This window comes from Pseudocitrobacter vendiensis (assembly GCF_943590815.1).
GTDB classification, from domain to species: Bacteria; Pseudomonadota; Gammaproteobacteria; order Enterobacterales; family Enterobacteriaceae; genus Pseudocitrobacter; species Pseudocitrobacter vendiensis.
The window spans coordinates 310,995-325,458 of record NZ_CALSBS010000002.1 but is presented as its reverse complement, the minus strand read 5'-3'; the positions used below and the strand labels follow the sequence as shown (position 1 = coordinate 325,458).

Below are 14,464 nucleotides of genomic sequence, written 5' to 3'. Positions count from 1 at the left end.
GGCTCCTTAATGCTGGAAGTCATAGACCGATCCCAGTTGCAGAATTTGTGTCAAACGGTCGAGCGCTTCGCGCCCTTCCCGTAAAAGTTGCGGGTCAGCGAGGTCAGACTGCGTCAGACGATCGCGGTAGTAACGGTCAACCCAGTCATTGAGCGTGGCAAACAGCGTGTCATTCATCAACACCGACGGATTCACCGCGCGATACTCCGCGTCAGTCAGCACCACGCGCAGGCGCAAGCAGGCCGGGCCGCCGCCGTTGGCCATACTTTCTCGCAAATCAAAAACCTTCAGCTCGTTAATCGGGTTATCCCGCTCCAGCAATTCGTTCAGATAACGCCAGACGCGCGGATTCGTTTCGCATTCCGCCGGTAGCACCAACAGCATACTGCCATCCGGTGTCGACAATAACTGACTGTTAAACAGGTAAGTGGCGACCGCGTCCGCAACCGTCACGCGCGCCGTCGGGACTTCAATGGGCATAAAGCCGGGGATCCGGCGAGCCAGTTCCGTCATCAGCGCAGGTTGATTAACAAACGCCTGCTGATGGCAAAACAGTACCTGTCGGTTGCTCACGGCGATAACATCATTATGGAAAACGCCCTGATCGATAACCGCCGGGTTTTGCCGGGCGAACAACAACTGGCTGGGATTGACCTGATTGAGACGCGCCACCGCTTCGCTGGCCGCGAGGGTCTGACGCGCCGGATACCGCTGGGGTTGTGTCTCCTGTCGCTCGTCGCGACCATAGACAAACAGCTGCAAACCCGGTTGGCCGTAGTCGCCGCCCAGCCGGTTATGGTTTGCCGCGCCCTCATCGCCAAACATCGCCACCTGAGGAAGCGCACGATGCACCGCAAAACGGCTTTCATCCGGGAAAATAGCCCGCAGTAGCGCTTCTGTGGTGGGCGCTTCCGTCGCGCGATGGAATTTATTGTTCAGGTTGGCCACGGTAAGGTGCACACGTCCATCCAGCGTATCTGCCGAGGGCGCTACCGTTGCCGCATTTGCCACCCACATTGACGAGGCGGAACTTGCCGCGCTCAGCAATTGGGGGGCCTGCGCGGCGACTTTCGCCACCACCTGCTCATCGCTGCCATCAAACCCCAGTTGGCGCAACACGCTGACGTTGGGGCGCGCCTGCGGAGGAATGATCCCCTGCTTAAATCCCGCATCCGCCAGCGCTTTCATTTTCAGCAGCCCCTGCTTCGCCGCGCGCTGTGGGTTCGATACCTGAAACTGATTGCGCGTCGAGGCTTCATTACCAAAAGATAATCCGGCGTAATGGTGCGTCAGGCCTGGCAGGCCATCAAAATTGACCTCCCAGGCATTCATGATCCACTCTCCTGGCTAAAATCAAGCCCAGGGCTCAGGCTCTGCGGCAGTGAAATCGTTGGTGATTCCAGGCTTGCCATTGGCCAGGCGCAGTAATCTGCGGCGTACCATGCGCCGGGACGATGATTCCCCGAAGCCCCCGCGCCGCCAAATGGGGCAGTGCTTGCAGCACCGGTGAGGGGTTTATTCCAGTTCACTATCCCGGCGCGCGCTTCCAGCAGCAGGCGGTCGAATTTCTCCCGGTCAGGAGAAATTAACCCGCTTGCCAGGCCGTAGCGGGTATAGTTGGCAAGGGCAATCGCTTCATCGAAATCATCATAGCGCCACACGCATAGCAACGGGCCAAAGACCTCTTCATCGGGCACTTCACTCACTTCCGTGAGGTCGACAATCCCGGGCGTAAGCAGCGAGGTGCCGCTTTGCAATACACGCGGTTCGAGCAACGTGACTCCGCCGTTAGCGACATGCTGCAACCACGCCTGATGCACCAGCTGCGCGGCCTGCGGTGAAATTAAGCCGCCCATAAAGGGCTGCGGCTCAGCATCCCATGCACCGGGAATAATACGTTGTGCAACCGTTACCAGACGGCGCAAAAAAGCATCGCCACGATCGCCGCGACTCACCAACAGACGTCGTGCGCAGGTACAACGCTGCCCGGCGGTAATAAAGGCTGACTGAATCGTCAGATGCACCGCCGCATCAATATCCTCCGGCTCATCAACAATCAGCGGGTTATTGCCGCCCATTTCAAGGGCAAGAATTTTCTGCGGCTGCCCCGCCAGCTGGCGATGCAGCTGAAAACCGGTGTGGGAGCTGCCGGTGAAAAGCAGCCCATCAATACCCGGATCGCTGCTTAAGGCTTCTCCGGTTTCCCGTCCACCCTGGATAAGATTCAGCACGCCTGCTGGTAGCCCGGCTTCCTGCCATAGTTTCATCACCACTTCACCACTCAGCGGTGTCTGCTCGCTGGGCTTAAACACCACCGTATTCCCCGCCAGCAGCGCCGGGACAATATGTCCATTCGGTAGATGGCCGGGGAAGTTATAGGGGCCGAACACCGCCAGCACGCCGTGTGGGCGATGACGCAGCGTAGCCGCGCCGTCCGGCATATCGGTATGTTGCTCGCCGGTGCGGGCGTGATAGGCCCGAACGGAAATAGCGATTTTATTGATCATCGCCGCCACTTCCGTAGCGGCTTCCCAACGCGGCTTCCCCGTTTCACTGGCGATAATCTCGGTCAGCGACGCTTTACGACTTTCCAGTAACTGGGCGAACGTTTCAGCAATACGTTGACGTAACTCAAAAGGTTCACGGGCCCAGTTGGGAAAGGCGGCACGGGCGGCGGCAACCGCCTGGGCAACCTGACCGGGACCGGCATCTTGCCCCTGCCAGAGCATTTGCCCGCTAACCGGGTTGGTTTTCTCCCGCGCCTGCCCGAGCCCGTCGAGCCATTCACCACCAATCCATAAACTCATACTTTTTTCTCCTCCGGGCAAAGGCGCACCAGGCGAACGCTATCACCGGCGCGGCATTTCAGGGCATCCAGCTGTTGTGCGTTGAGTAACAGCTTGTCGCAATGGGGATCCGCCGCCACCAGCATGGCGCGGAAATGTTGGTATTGTTCGTTAGCCACCAGGCAGACGGGCAGCTCGCCCGGTGCGGGCTGGCCTTCCGCTACCGTCACCAGCCGGCTTTTGCGAATCGCGCGAATGCGGTCGAGATCGCACTCCAGCGTCGGGCCGCCATCGAAAATATCGACGTAATCGCGGTAGCGAAATCCTTCTTTTTCCAGCACCTTACGTGCGGGCGCAGTTTGCGGGTGTACCTGGCCAATGACTGCCCGCGCCTCGTCGGACAAAAAATCGGTATAAATAGGATGCTTCGGCATCAGTTCAGCAATAAACGCCTTCTGTCCCGTGCCGCACAAATAATCCGCGCGAGAAAAATCCATAGAGAAAAAGCGTTTTCCCAGCGCATCCCAGAAGGGTGAGTAGCCGCGTTCATCAATCACACCACGCATCTCCGCCACCACTTTTTCGCTGAAGCGATCGCGGAACGCCGCCATAAACAGAAAACGCGCTTTCGATAACAGATAACCGTTGTTCTCTTTACGCCATTCAGGTTCCAGGAACAGCGAGCAAAGTTCGCTACTGCCGGTGTGGTCATTACTTAAAAAGAGGGTTGGCAGCGCGTTGTAAACGTTCAGCTCTTTCGAGGCGTGTACCAGCGTGCCGACCCGATAGTTGTACCAGGGATCGTTCAACCCCACCGCCACCTCGATGGCGCAAATGCCCACCACGTTGCCGCTTTCACTCTCTTCGAGCACGAATACGTAGCCCTGTTCACTGCGCGGAAGTTCTCCCCGCCAGGTCGCCAGGGACCGATTAATGCGCGCTGACAACGTAGACTCATCGGCTGGGAGCGAAGTCAGCCCGCCGCCCGTCTCTGCTGCTAATCGTAGCAGGCCAGGCAGGTCCTCGCGTTCGATTGGACGGATAATCATCATGGCGAGACTCCTGCCAGGAAACGTTCACAGGCGCGTTCAAAACGGTCGAGGCCATGAGTAACCTCTTCTTCTGTGATAATCAGCGCCGGCGCAAAGCGCACGACGTTAGCCCCCGCGATCAGCACCATCAGCCCCTCTTCCGCAGCCAGTTGACTGATCTGTTTCGCTTTACCCGCGTAAGCCGCTTTCAGCTCACAGCCGATTAACAGCCCCAGGCCACGTATCTCATTAAAGAGGCTGTAGCGCGCATTTATCGACAACAAGCGCTCGGTAAACCACTGCTGACGCTGCTTGACGCCGTTGAGTATCTGCGGCGTATTAATGATGGAAAAGACCGCGCCCGCCACCGCGCTGGCTAAAGGGTTCCCGCCGTAGGTCGTTCCGTGGGTACCCACCGTCATCACGCTGGCGTACGTTTCTTTTGCCAACAATGCGCCCACCGGGAAGCCGCCACCCAGTGCTTTTGCGGTAGTCAGGAGATCGGGCGTCACGCCGTAGTGCATATAAGCGTACAGCTCGCCCGTGCGTCCTACGCCGGTTTGCACCTCATCAAAAATCAGCAATGCATCGTGGCGATCGCACAGTTCGCGCAGGCCGCGTAAAAATGCCGGATCGGCAGGCACCACGCCGCCTTCTCCCTGCATCGGTTCGACGATCACGGCGCAAGTGCCGTCATCAATCAGCGCGCTGGCGGAAGCCAGATCGTTATAGACCGCGTGACGAATATCCGGGGGCAACGGCGCAAAATCCTGTGAATAGGCTGGTTGTCCGCCCGCCGAAACGGTGAACAGCGTGCGGCCATGGAAGGCATTTTTGAACGCGACAATGCCACTTTTATGGCTGCCAAACGTATCGTGCGCGTATTTTCGCGCCAGCTTAAGCGCGGCTTCGTTAGCCTCGGCCCCGGAGTTGCAGAAAAATACCCGGTCGGCAAACGTGGCATCAATCAGCTGTTTTGCCAGACGCAGCGCAGGTTCATTGGTGTAGCCGTTGCCCGTATGCCAGAACTTATTTGCTTGTTCAGTGAGCGCCTGAATCATCGCCGGATGCGCATGCCCTAATGCATTGACCGCAATGCCACCCGCAAAGTCGATATACTCTTTTCCCTGTTGATCCCACAGGCGAGAACCCTCGCCTCGTACCGGAATAAACGGTGCCGGCGCGTAAACCGGCATCATCCACTGATCGAAATCCTGACGGGTAATTGACTGAGACATAGCGACCTCTTTTGGTAAATGAAAGGTTTCATTTATGTTAAATAATATAGGTGTTTGCGCTGTAAATGTAGGTTGCACGGTTCGTGCCAGCCAGCGCTAAAAATGCATAGCCAGAAGATGGGTATGTAATATCAATGAGTTACGAATATCCACTATTCACTAAACTTGCATAAATAGTGAATAAAGTGCATTCAATCGATGATTCCAGAGATATCATTCGCACGATTATGCATTAATAAAATATAATTCTGGAATTGTGATCCGATACGAAATTTATCGTAGTTTTATGCGCCATTTGGGAGCCAGGCGCGTCAATGTGGTGCAGATTTTGCTCTATTACGCTGCGGACTATGGGGTGATATGCCAGCAAAAGAAAAAATTGGGTGCATTTAATGCTAAACCCAGCCATCCGAAACGCGGGGATAGTTCCCCGCGCGTCAGGCTACTTCTTCGGTTCGTAAGCGAGAATGGCCTTAAACTCCATACCACGCTCCCGGATGCTCAACTCGCACAATGAGTCTCGTACCATCAGCGTGAATCCCAGTGCCGTTATGCATAGCACTATGATTGCCACAAGGGCGTATTTCGTCAGCATGTCTTGCCTCCATGCAAAGAAGAGACTAACATCCGAATTGTTGGGTTCGGAAGCTAGCCTCAGGTTGATTTTAAACATCTTCCTGGGGCTTTCGTCCTTCTGAACCTCATCGATTACCTGAAGCCAGAAAGCCTCAAGCACCCACGCGAATTCTCTGCTCATCCCCCGATAAAATCGACCCGTTTTCCGGGTTTTTGACGGCAATTGCAGGTTCCTCGTAGCGCCTCGCAAATTCTGACGAATCGTTCACGTAAGCCACCATTTCTGATACCATTCCGTTACAATTCACCTTGCAAAGTGGCAGCGACTATGAAATTTGTCTCTTTTAATATCAACGGCCTGCGCGCACGCCCCCATCAACTGGAAGCCATCGTTGAAAAACATCAACCTGATGTCATCGGCTTGCAGGAGACAAAAGTTCACGACGATATGTTCCCTCTCGAAGAGGTGGCAAAGCTCGGTTACAACATTTTCTATCATGGGCAGAAAGGCCACTACGGCGTTGCCCTGCTGACCAAAGCGACGCCTGTTGCCGTGCGCCGTGGTTTTCCCAACGATAACGAAGAAGCGCAGCGTCGTCTGATCATCGCCGAAATCCCGTCGCCGCTGGGGAATGTCACCGTCATCAACGGTTACTTCCCGCAGGGCGAAAGCCGCGATCACGAAACCAAATTCCCGGCGAAAGCGAAGTTTTATCAGGACCTTCAGGATTACCTGGAGAACGAGCTGAAAAGTACCAATCCGGTGCTGATTATGGGCGACATGAATATCAGCCCGACGGACCTGGACATTGGTATCGGCGAAGAAAATCGTAAGCGCTGGCTGCGTACCGGCAAATGCTCCTTCCTGCCGGAAGAACGCGAGTGGATGGGACGTCTGCTGAACTGGGGCCTGGTCGATACGTTCCGCCATGCCAACCCGGAAACCCACGATCGCTTCTCGTGGTTCGATTATCGTTCTAAAGGCTTTGATGATAATCGTGGTCTGCGCATTGACCTGCTGTTGGCGAGCCCGCCGTTGGCGGAGCGCTGCATTGAAACAGGGATTGATTACGAAATTCGCAGCATGGAAAAACCTTCTGACCACGCGCCAATCTGGGCAACGTTTAAAGAATAATAGCCTCCTTTACTCCTGGCCGACTGCGGTCAGGAGGACTCTCGACTTTGAAACAAATCAATAAAATTACAGTTTAAATTTGTTGTTACGTCGGATTTACTATACCGTCTGCTCGATTTTGTACTTGCCTCATCTTTTACCCACGACAGCAGGAAAGAGAAAGAATGCCAAAGAAGTCACTCTAACATCAGGATATAAATTTCTCCTTATCGCTATTTTTTTGGCGCTTGTCGTTCTTCTTGAACATACATTTGAACGGGTTAGTCTCTTGCGCGATTTCCAGCATTTGCAAGAAACTCTTCGTCAAAGCGGAGTGTGGGGATATGGAATATTTATCGGCCTGTTTATTATTTCCACGCTGTGCCTCATGCCCGGCAGCCTGCTGGTGATCGCCGGAGGGGTTGTTTTTGGCGCATTCTGGGGGTCGTTACTCTCGTTGATTGCCGCAACATTCGCATCAGCGCTCTCATTCCTGATTGCCCGCTGGCTTGGGCGGGAACTCTTACTCAAATATATCGGCCACACCTCTGTCTTTCAGGCTATCGAAAACGGGATTGCCCGCAGTGGAACGGATTTTTTAATCCTGACACGGCTGATTCCCCTTTTTCCTTATAATATTCAGAATTACGCCTACGGGCTGACGGCACTCCCTTTTTGGTCATTCACCCTTATTTCAGCCATCACAACTCTGCCCGGCATCGTCATTTATTCCGTCATGGCCAATGAGCTTGCCACACAGGGTATAAATGGTGCCTTTATAATCAAGCTCAGTCTGGCTGGCGTTTTATTGTGGGCTTTAATACACATTGCTAAACGGTATGGTCGATATAAAAAGATTGTTCTGCCGGATCGAACAGTCAGCGTGCAAGGTGAGCATAATAATGCTAATGATTAAGATATCAGGGAAACAAAATCTGGATCACGGTTTATCCTGGGGGGTTAAGAAGGTAATTACGCCATCTGAAACGCTGTCCCTCTGTTCTTCGCTACCACGGATATAAAATGCGCAGCAAAACCCCGGGAATTAATTATCGCCGTATTATCCTCGTCCTGTTGGCACTTTTGTGTGTCGCCCTGTGGTTGGGGGTACCGACGGTCAATACTTTTATTCAGCAAAGTATCAGCGCATTTACGTCGTTAGATCAGCACGCGATTGAACGTTTTATCGATTCATATGGCGCGCAGGCGGCAACGGTCTCCTTTTTCCTGATGATACTCCAGGCCATTATTGCCCCTCTACCCGCCTTTCTCATCACCTTCGCTAACGCCTCATTGTTTGGCGCCTTCTGGGGCGCAGTATTGTCCTGGAGCAGCGCCATGGCAGGGGCGACGCTCTGTTTTTACATTGCAAGGATCCTGGGACGCGACGTCGTGGAAAAACTGACCGGAAAAACGGTTTTACAGAGCATGGATACGTTTTTCGCGCGCTATGGAAAACATACCATCCTCATTTGCCGCCTGTTGCCCTTTGTTCCTTTCGATCCGATTAGCTATGCTGCAGGTTTAACATCAATTCGCTTTCGCCATTTCTTCATGGCGACGGCCATCGGCCAACTGCCTGCAACCCTGGTATACTCATGGGCCGGAAGCATGCTGACCGGCGGCACTTTTTGGTTTATTACCGGGCTGTTTACGCTGTTTGCTTTATCTGTCGTCGTTTTTGTTGCTAAAAGCCTTTACCGTGAACGTCAGAAGAGGAATTCCTGATGGCTTTACCGCCTCTGCGCGCGATCCCGCTTATTTTACGTCCTCAGGCCTGGTTGCACCGACGCCATTATGGCCAGGTGCTCAACCCTATTTACTGGTGGGGACGCATTCCCTTTATTTTTTATTTGGTATCCCTGTTTGTCGGTTATCTCGAGCGTAAGCGATCGCCTGTGGATCCGCTTCTGCGCGCGCTGGTAAGTGCCCGTATTGCACAACTGTGTCACTGCGCGTTTTGTGTGGATATTACCAATATGAAAATTGCGCAGCATACGGGCAGTATGGAGAAATTGCTGGCCGTGTCCGAATGGCGGAACAGTACGCTATTCAGCGAGACAGAAAAGCTGGCGCTGGCCTATGCAGAAGCGGCCAGCCTGACGCCGCCGCAGGTCGATGACGATCTGAGAGCAAAATTATCTGCACATTTTGATGCACAAGCTCTGACAGAGCTCACCGCGCTGATTGGTTTGCAAAACCTCTCTGCACGGTTTAATTCGTCAATGGACATTCCTGCGCAAGGGCTTTGCCGCTTGCCGGATGAAAATAACACAACGTCAAAATCATGATTCGCGATTCTGAGAGGTCATTATGCGCGTTATGCGTAAAGGGATAGCGTGCCTGAGTGCGTTGCTGTTCTGTTCACAACTGGCGATAGCCCAGGACGCACGTTGGCAGGAAATTGAGCAACACGCTAAAGGGCAAACTGTCTGGTTCAATGCCTGGGGCGGAGATAGCGCGGTCAACAATTACCTGGACTGGGTGCGTGACGAGGTTAAACGCAATTACGCGATAAACCTGCGCATCGTGCACATTGCCGATGCGGCGGATACGGTCAAACGCATTCAGACCGAAGCCAAAGCTGGGCGCACCTCTGGCGGTTCAGTGGATCTGCTATGGGTCAACGGGGAAAACTTTCGCACCCTAAAAGAAGATGGCCTGCTGCGCACCGGCTGGGCTGAACAGTTGCCTAACTGGCAGTATGTCGATACACAAAAACCAGTGCGCGAGGATTTTTCTGTGCCCGTTGAAGGGGCGGAGTCGCCGTGGGGCAGCGCGCAACTGACGTTTATCGCACGTCGCACGCAGACACCACAGCCGCCGCAAACCCCGCAGGCGTTGCTGGATTATGCCCGACAGCATCCCGGGACAATCACCTACCCTCGCCCACCTGATTTTACCGGCACAGCGCTGCTTGAGCAGTTTCTGATAAACCTTACACCGCATCCCGAAGCGCTGAAGCGCCCGCCGCACGAAAAGACCTTCGCGCAGGTTACCGCTCCTCTCTGGCGCTATCTTGATGCGCTTCATCCCCTACTGTGGCGTGAGGGGCGCGACTTCCCGCCGTCTCCTGCGCGCATGGATAGCATGCTGGCAAACGGTACTTTACGGTTGTCGCTGACGTTTAATCCCCTGCATGCTCAGCAAAAAGTCGCTACACATGTGCTGCCTGACGACAGTTACAGTTTTGGATTTCAGGATGGCATGCTTGGAAACGTTCATTTTGTAACCATTCCAGCTAATTCACGCGCCAGTGCGGCGGCGCAGGTGGTCGCTAACTTCCTGCTGTCGCCGGAGGCACAGCGTCGGAAAGCTGACCCGGCGATATGGGGCGATCCCAGCGTTCTGGACCCGAAAAAGCTACCCGCCGCGCAGCGAGATGAACTCTCCGCCCGTGAGCCCACCGATCTGCCGCCCGTTCTGGCAGAACCTCATGCCGCCTGGGTAAACGCGCTGGAGCAGGAATGGCTACGCCGCTACGGTACACATTAAGCGCGTTATGCTGTACCGCAATGCTACTTGTCTATCTGCCGCTGTTTTCTGCGGCAGGCTTTCTGCGTCCGGCATTGATACCTGAGAACTGGCGTCTGCTGTTTGAGGACCCGCAATTCAGTCAGGCGCTCAGCGCCACGCTTATTTCATCGCTCATTGCGGTGGGCGGCGCGCTCGCTTTGACGCTGCTCATTATTGCCGCGCTCTGGCCTTCTGCTGGCTGGCAGCGACTGACTGCCCGTTTACCGTTACTGCTGGCGCTGCCGCACGTCGCCTTCGCCACTGGCGCACTGTTGCTGTTTGCTGAGGGGGGCGTTATTTACCGTATTCTCCCCCATTTGCACGCCATCCCGGACCGTTATGGTATTGGGCTGGGGCTCGTTCTGGCAGTGAAAGAGAGCGCGTTTCTGCTGTGGGTAAGCTGGGCGGTATTGGGTGAAAAGCGGCTGAGTGAACAACTTCTTGTACTGCGCAGTCTTGGCTATGGTCGCGGGCAGTGCCTGCGTTATCTGATACTCCCGGTTCTGCTGCCGGCGCTGGGTATCGCCCTTCTGGCGACCACCGCATGGACCCTCTCTGTTGTCGATGTGGCGATTATTCTTGGGCCGGGAAACCCACCGACGCTAGCCGTGCTGGCCTGGCAATGGTTAAATCAGGGTGACGAAAGCACGCAAATCAAAGGCCAACTGGCCTGTGTGATGCTGCTGGCGATTTTGGCAGTACTGGCGCTCACCGCCTGCCTGTTATGGGTTACCGCACGACGCTTTTGTCCTGGCCTGCATGGGCGTCGTCGCCCGCACGCTTCGCCGCTATTCGGGAAGGTTGCCAGCCTGCTTATCCCCCTGAGCGGCGTGGCGTGCGCGTTGACATTATTGCTACTGGCCCACGCCGCACTGCCAGATGCACTGACATTCAGCAACAGTTTCTGGCTGGCCCTGCTGGCGGCATTATTGGGCGCAATACTCTGCCTGCTGTGGCTGGAATGGGGGCCCTCAGCGCTGACACGCTGTCTGTGGTTGCCGCTGATACTGCCCGCCCTGCCATTAGCAGCGGGCCAGTATGAGATGGCATTATATGGCTGGATGGATGGCGAGTTCATCACCGTGTTGTGGGGGCATCTTTTGTGGGTTATCCCGTGGATGCTGTTTGTGCTGCGCCCGGCGTGGCAGCGCATCGACCCGCGGCTGGTGTTGATTGCCCGCACCCTCGGCTGGCACCAGGTACGCATTTTTGCGCAAATCAAATGCCCGTTGATAATCAAACCCTTGCTCTCTGCGCTGGCGATCGGTTTTTCAGTCAGTATCGCGCAATATTTACCCACCCAGTGGTTGGGCGCGGGTCGAGTGCCGACGCTTACGACAGAAGCGGTGGCACTTTCCAGCGGCGGCGCGTCGGCGCAACTTGCCGCTCAGGGTCTCTGGCAGTTGATATTGCCCGTGTGTTTTTTCTCGCTAATGGCTCTCATGGCCCAACTCATTGGCCATTATCGACGAGGTCTACGCTAATGTTGCAGTTAAACAATGTCACGCTGATGCAGGGTCAACAACCGCTGCTGCGCGATGTCTCCTTTACCGTTCGTCCGGGCGAAATTGTCACGCTAATGGGCCCATCTGGCTGCGGAAAATCGACCCTGTTCTCGTGGATGATCGGTGCGCTGCCTTGCACATTTCAGGCCCGCGGTGAGCTATGGCTCAATAACTCGCGCATTGACAAGTTTCCAACTGAGCAACGTCGCATCGGTATCTTGTTTCAGGATGCGCTGCTGTTTGATCACTTGAGCGTGGGCCACAATCTGCAACTTGCGCTTCCTGCCGCGGTGCGTGGAGGCCAGCGTAAAGATGCCGTTCACCACGCGCTGGCGCAGGCCGGGCTGCACGATTTCTATACGCGTGATCCGGCAACCCTTTCCGGAGGCCAGCGCGCACGCGTCGCCTTACTGCGTGCCTTGCTGGCGCAGCCCAATGCACTCCTGCTCGATGAGCCCTTCAGCCGGCTCGACAGCACCTTGCGTGTTGCTTTCCGCCAGTGGGTATTTGACACGCTTATCGAACAAAACATACCGACAATTCTGGTTACCCATGACCAGGCGGATGTGCCGGAAAATGCTTCATGCATGGATATGATGCGCTGGCATGAAACAGTTTAACGACGTGATATTTCACTCTACAAACTGTTGATGCGCTACAATACTGCGTTAACGCAAAGTATTTATGAGGCCTGGCGTTCAGAATGGCGTACCTTTTTTTCTTTGTCGGACGATTCGATGAAACGTGTTTCTCAACTGTCTTTGCTGGCCCTCGCGCTTGGACTCTCCACCTCGGTTTTTGCCACTGATATGGCGAGAACATTGAGTTTCTCTCATCTGTTACAACAGAACGGCGTCGCTATCGATACGCGCCTGAGCGCGTTCTATAACGGCTGGCCTCAGACAGTCAATGGCCCTCAGGGGCATGAACCCCTGGCGCTCAACCTATCGGCCAGATGGCTATCATCAATGACCGATGAGCAGCTTGCGGCATGGGCGCAGCAGCATAAACTGCAAAAAGAGACCGCCATTGCTCTGTACGGCAACGATAAAGATAACGAGGCCGTCGCGGCACGTTTAGAAAAAATCGGCTACACGCAAATTGTCCGTTTAAGCGACGCCCTGCAACAGCAAAATCGTCTGCAGAAACTCCCCCACTTTGAACAACTGGTGTACCCACAGTGGCTTCACGACCTCCAGAAAAACAAATCTGTCGAGGCGACACCGACGGGTGACTGGAAAGTCTTTGAAGCCGGTTGGGGCGCGCCGAAACTTTACTTACTTAGTCACATTCCTGGCGCAGGCTATATCGACACCAACGAAGTCGAAAGCGAGCCGCTGTGGAATAAAGTCTCTGACGAACAGCTGAAAGCGATGCTGGCGAAACACGGCATCCGCCACGACACCACGGTGATCCTCTACGGACGTGACGTCTATGCCGCCGCACGTGTTGCACAGATTATGCTTTACGCCGGGGTAAAAGATGTCCGGCTGCTCGATGGCGGCTGGAAAACCTGGTCTGATTCAGGGCTGCCTGTTGAACGCGGTACCGCGCCTAAAGAAAAATCCGCGCCAGATTTCGGCGTCGCCATTCCCGCTCAGCCACAGTTAATGCTGGATATGGAACAAGCGCGTGGCCTGCTGAATCGCCAGGACGCCTCGCTGGTCAGCATTCGCTCCTGGCCAGAATTTATCGGCACCACCAGCGGTTATAGCTACATTAAGCCAAAAGGCGATATTGCCGGCGCACGCTGGGGCCATGCGGGCAGCGACTCCACGCATATGGAAGATTTCCATAACCCGGACGGCACCATGCGCAGCGCGGATGATATTACGGAAATGTGGAAACGCTGGAATATCCGGCCTGAACAGCACGTTGCATTTTACTGCGGCACCGGATGGCGCGCGTCTGAGACCTTTATGTACGCCCGCGCCATGGGCTGGCAAAACGTCGCGGTCTATGACGGCGGCTGGTACGAATGGAGCGCTAACCCGAAAAACCCGGTCGCAACAGGCGATCGCAAACCCGATAGCTCGCTTTAAGGTTTCTCTTCGTGACGCTGACATGCCCTCAGCGTCACATACCCTCCCCACACCCGATTAAACGTCGTCAGCCAGCACAGCGCGCCAAATATCCACGCCAGCCAGGAAAAGTACGCCGGGAAGAGGCAACAAAGCACAAATAACGCGATAGTTTCACTGCCTTCCGTCAGGCCACCGATATAGTAAAACGATTTGTGCGCGTAGCCGGGGTTATCGATATTGTGTTTCGCTGCCAGTGCGGCAAACGCAAGAAAGCTACTGCCAGTACCGATAAACGCAAACAGTAGCCACGCGCCGGCAATAGCATTGTTCAACGGGTCCGCAAGGACAAAGCCAAACGGCACCAGCGCGTAAAAGAGAAAGTCGAGGGCAATATCAAGGAACCCGCCGGCATCCGTTAGACCCCGCCGCCTTGCAAGCGCACCATCCAGCCCATCACACAGGCGATTAACCACAATCGCCATTAATGCCGCGCCATACCATCCCAGCGCCAGAAACGGCAAGGCCAGCACGCCAACAGCAAACCCCACCAGCGTGATGCCATCTGGGGTAATCTGAGGACGATCGACGATTTCAGCAACGCGATTGAGCAAGGGCTTGAGACGCGGGTGGAGATAACGGTCGAGCATGTTTTTTCCTGTAACAACGCTTTAGCA

Annotated in this window: 14 protein-coding genes; 8 read left to right on the top strand and 6 right to left on the bottom strand. The window is 55.0% G+C overall.

Going from position 1 to position 14,464, the window contains the following annotated elements:
* Nucleotides 1–6: 6 nt before the first annotated feature.
* The 5 genes from astB to NMC31_RS03905 all read right to left on the bottom strand — a co-directional run bounded on the left by astB (nt 7) and on the right by NMC31_RS03905 (nt 5,650).
* Nucleotides 7–1,332, bottom strand: coding sequence for an N-succinylarginine dihydrolase (gene astB, locus NMC31_RS03925; RefSeq protein WP_253897032.1), 1,326 nt, complete (start codon nt 1,330–1,332; stop codon nt 7–9).
* Nucleotides 1,329–2,807 carry a succinylglutamate-semialdehyde dehydrogenase gene (gene astD / locus NMC31_RS03920; protein WP_253897031.1) on the bottom strand — a complete coding sequence of 493 codons (1,479 nt, stop codon included), beginning with the start codon at nt 2,805–2,807 and terminating at the stop codon, nt 1,329–1,331. Before astD ends, astB begins: the two co-directional genes overlap by 4 nt.
* Nucleotides 2,804–3,838: an arginine N-succinyltransferase gene (gene astA / locus NMC31_RS03915; RefSeq protein WP_253897030.1), complete on the bottom strand. Its 1,035-nt coding sequence runs from the start codon at nt 3,836–3,838 to the stop codon at nt 2,804–2,806. Before astA ends, astD begins: the two co-directional genes overlap by 4 nt.
* Nucleotides 3,835–5,055 (bottom strand): succinylornithine/acetylornithine transaminase, encoded by a 1,221-nt coding sequence (gene astC, locus NMC31_RS03910; RefSeq protein WP_253897029.1) that lies wholly within the window; start codon nt 5,053–5,055, stop codon nt 3,835–3,837. Before astC ends, astA begins: the two co-directional genes overlap by 4 nt.
* A gap of 442 nt (nt 5,056–5,497) precedes the next feature.
* Nucleotides 5,498–5,650: a Hok/Gef family protein gene (locus NMC31_RS03905; RefSeq protein WP_015964762.1), complete on the bottom strand. Its 153-nt coding sequence runs from the start codon at nt 5,648–5,650 to the stop codon at nt 5,498–5,500.
* Between the two features lie 309 nt (nt 5,651–5,959).
* Between NMC31_RS03905 and xthA the strand changes: the two genes are divergently transcribed.
* The 8 genes from xthA (at nt 5,960) to NMC31_RS03865 (ending at nt 13,808) form a co-directional block, all read left to right on the top strand.
* Complete coding sequence (gene xthA, locus NMC31_RS03900) at nt 5,960–6,766, top strand: exodeoxyribonuclease III (protein ID WP_149464569.1); 807 nt, start codon at nt 5,960–5,962, stop codon at nt 6,764–6,766.
* A gap of 214 nt (nt 6,767–6,980) precedes the next feature.
* A complete protein-coding gene (locus NMC31_RS03895; protein WP_436649568.1) occupies nt 6,981–7,661 on the top strand; it encodes a TVP38/TMEM64 family protein in 681 nt (226 codons plus the stop codon).
* A 107-nt stretch (nt 7,662–7,768) separates the two neighbouring features.
* The gene (locus tag NMC31_RS03890; RefSeq protein WP_253897028.1) at nt 7,769–8,473 is read left to right on the top strand and encodes a TVP38/TMEM64 family protein; all 705 of its coding nucleotides are present in this window, start codon (nt 7,769–7,771) and stop codon (nt 8,471–8,473) included.
* On the top strand, nt 8,473–9,036 hold the full coding sequence (locus NMC31_RS03885; RefSeq protein ID WP_149464567.1) for a carboxymuconolactone decarboxylase family protein: 564 nt from the start codon (nt 8,473–8,475) through the stop codon (nt 9,034–9,036). Before NMC31_RS03890 ends, NMC31_RS03885 begins: the two co-directional genes overlap by 1 nt.
* Nucleotides 9,037–9,058: 22 nt before the next feature.
* Nucleotides 9,059–10,240 (top strand): ABC transporter substrate-binding protein, encoded by a 1,182-nt coding sequence (locus NMC31_RS03880; protein WP_253897027.1) that lies wholly within the window; start codon nt 9,059–9,061, stop codon nt 10,238–10,240.
* Nucleotides 10,213–11,745, top strand: coding sequence for an ABC transporter permease family protein (locus NMC31_RS03875; protein ID WP_253897026.1), 1,533 nt, complete (start codon nt 10,213–10,215; stop codon nt 11,743–11,745). Before NMC31_RS03880 ends, NMC31_RS03875 begins: the two co-directional genes overlap by 28 nt.
* On the top strand, nt 11,745–12,386 hold the full coding sequence (locus NMC31_RS03870) for an ATP-binding cassette domain-containing protein (protein ID WP_253897025.1): 642 nt from the start codon (nt 11,745–11,747) through the stop codon (nt 12,384–12,386). The genes NMC31_RS03875 and NMC31_RS03870 overlap by 1 nt, the downstream gene beginning before the upstream one ends.
* 117 nt (nt 12,387–12,503) lie before the next feature.
* Nucleotides 12,504–13,808 carry a sulfurtransferase gene (locus NMC31_RS03865; RefSeq protein WP_253897024.1) on the top strand — a complete coding sequence of 435 codons (1,305 nt, stop codon included), beginning with the start codon at nt 12,504–12,506 and terminating at the stop codon, nt 13,806–13,808.
* Here NMC31_RS03865 and NMC31_RS03860 read toward each other — a convergent pair.
* Nucleotides 13,805–14,437 carry a CDP-alcohol phosphatidyltransferase family protein gene (locus NMC31_RS03860; protein ID WP_253897023.1) on the bottom strand — a complete coding sequence of 211 codons (633 nt, stop codon included), beginning with the start codon at nt 14,435–14,437 and terminating at the stop codon, nt 13,805–13,807. The two genes, NMC31_RS03865 and NMC31_RS03860, sit on opposite strands and share 4 nt — an antisense overlap.
* Between the last annotated feature and the right edge of the window lie 27 nt (nt 14,438–14,464).

What these genes read in the sequence shown, in the direction of transcription:
- astB (WP_253897032.1), bottom strand. Translation starts at nt 1,332, where the DNA reads ATGAATGCCTGGGAGGTCAATTTTGATGGCCTGCCAGGCCTGACGCAC.
- astD (WP_253897031.1), bottom strand. Translation starts at nt 2,807, where the DNA reads ATGAGTTTATGGATTGGTGGTGAATGGCTCGACGGGCTCGGGCAGGCG.
- astA (WP_253897030.1), bottom strand. Translation starts at nt 3,838, where the DNA reads ATGATGATTATCCGTCCAATCGAACGCGAGGACCTGCCTGGCCTGCTA.
- astC (WP_253897029.1), bottom strand. Translation starts at nt 5,055, where the DNA reads ATGTCTCAGTCAATTACCCGTCAGGATTTCGATCAGTGGATGATGCCG.
- NMC31_RS03905 (WP_015964762.1), bottom strand. Translation starts at nt 5,650, where the DNA reads ATGCTGACGAAATACGCCCTTGTGGCAATCATAGTGCTATGCATAACG.
- xthA (WP_149464569.1), top strand. Translation starts at nt 5,960, where the DNA reads ATGAAATTTGTCTCTTTTAATATCAACGGCCTGCGCGCACGCCCCCAT.
- NMC31_RS03890 (WP_253897028.1), top strand. Translation starts at nt 7,769, where the DNA reads ATGCGCAGCAAAACCCCGGGAATTAATTATCGCCGTATTATCCTCGTC.
- NMC31_RS03885 (WP_149464567.1), top strand. Translation starts at nt 8,473, where the DNA reads ATGGCTTTACCGCCTCTGCGCGCGATCCCGCTTATTTTACGTCCTCAG.
- NMC31_RS03880 (WP_253897027.1), top strand. Translation starts at nt 9,059, where the DNA reads ATGCGCGTTATGCGTAAAGGGATAGCGTGCCTGAGTGCGTTGCTGTTC.
- NMC31_RS03875 (WP_253897026.1), top strand. Translation starts at nt 10,213, where the DNA reads ATGGCTACGCCGCTACGGTACACATTAAGCGCGTTATGCTGTACCGCA.
- NMC31_RS03870 (WP_253897025.1), top strand. Translation starts at nt 11,745, where the DNA reads ATGTTGCAGTTAAACAATGTCACGCTGATGCAGGGTCAACAACCGCTG.
- NMC31_RS03865 (WP_253897024.1), top strand. Translation starts at nt 12,504, where the DNA reads ATGAAACGTGTTTCTCAACTGTCTTTGCTGGCCCTCGCGCTTGGACTC.
- NMC31_RS03860 (WP_253897023.1), bottom strand. Translation starts at nt 14,437, where the DNA reads ATGCTCGACCGTTATCTCCACCCGCGTCTCAAGCCCTTGCTCAATCGC.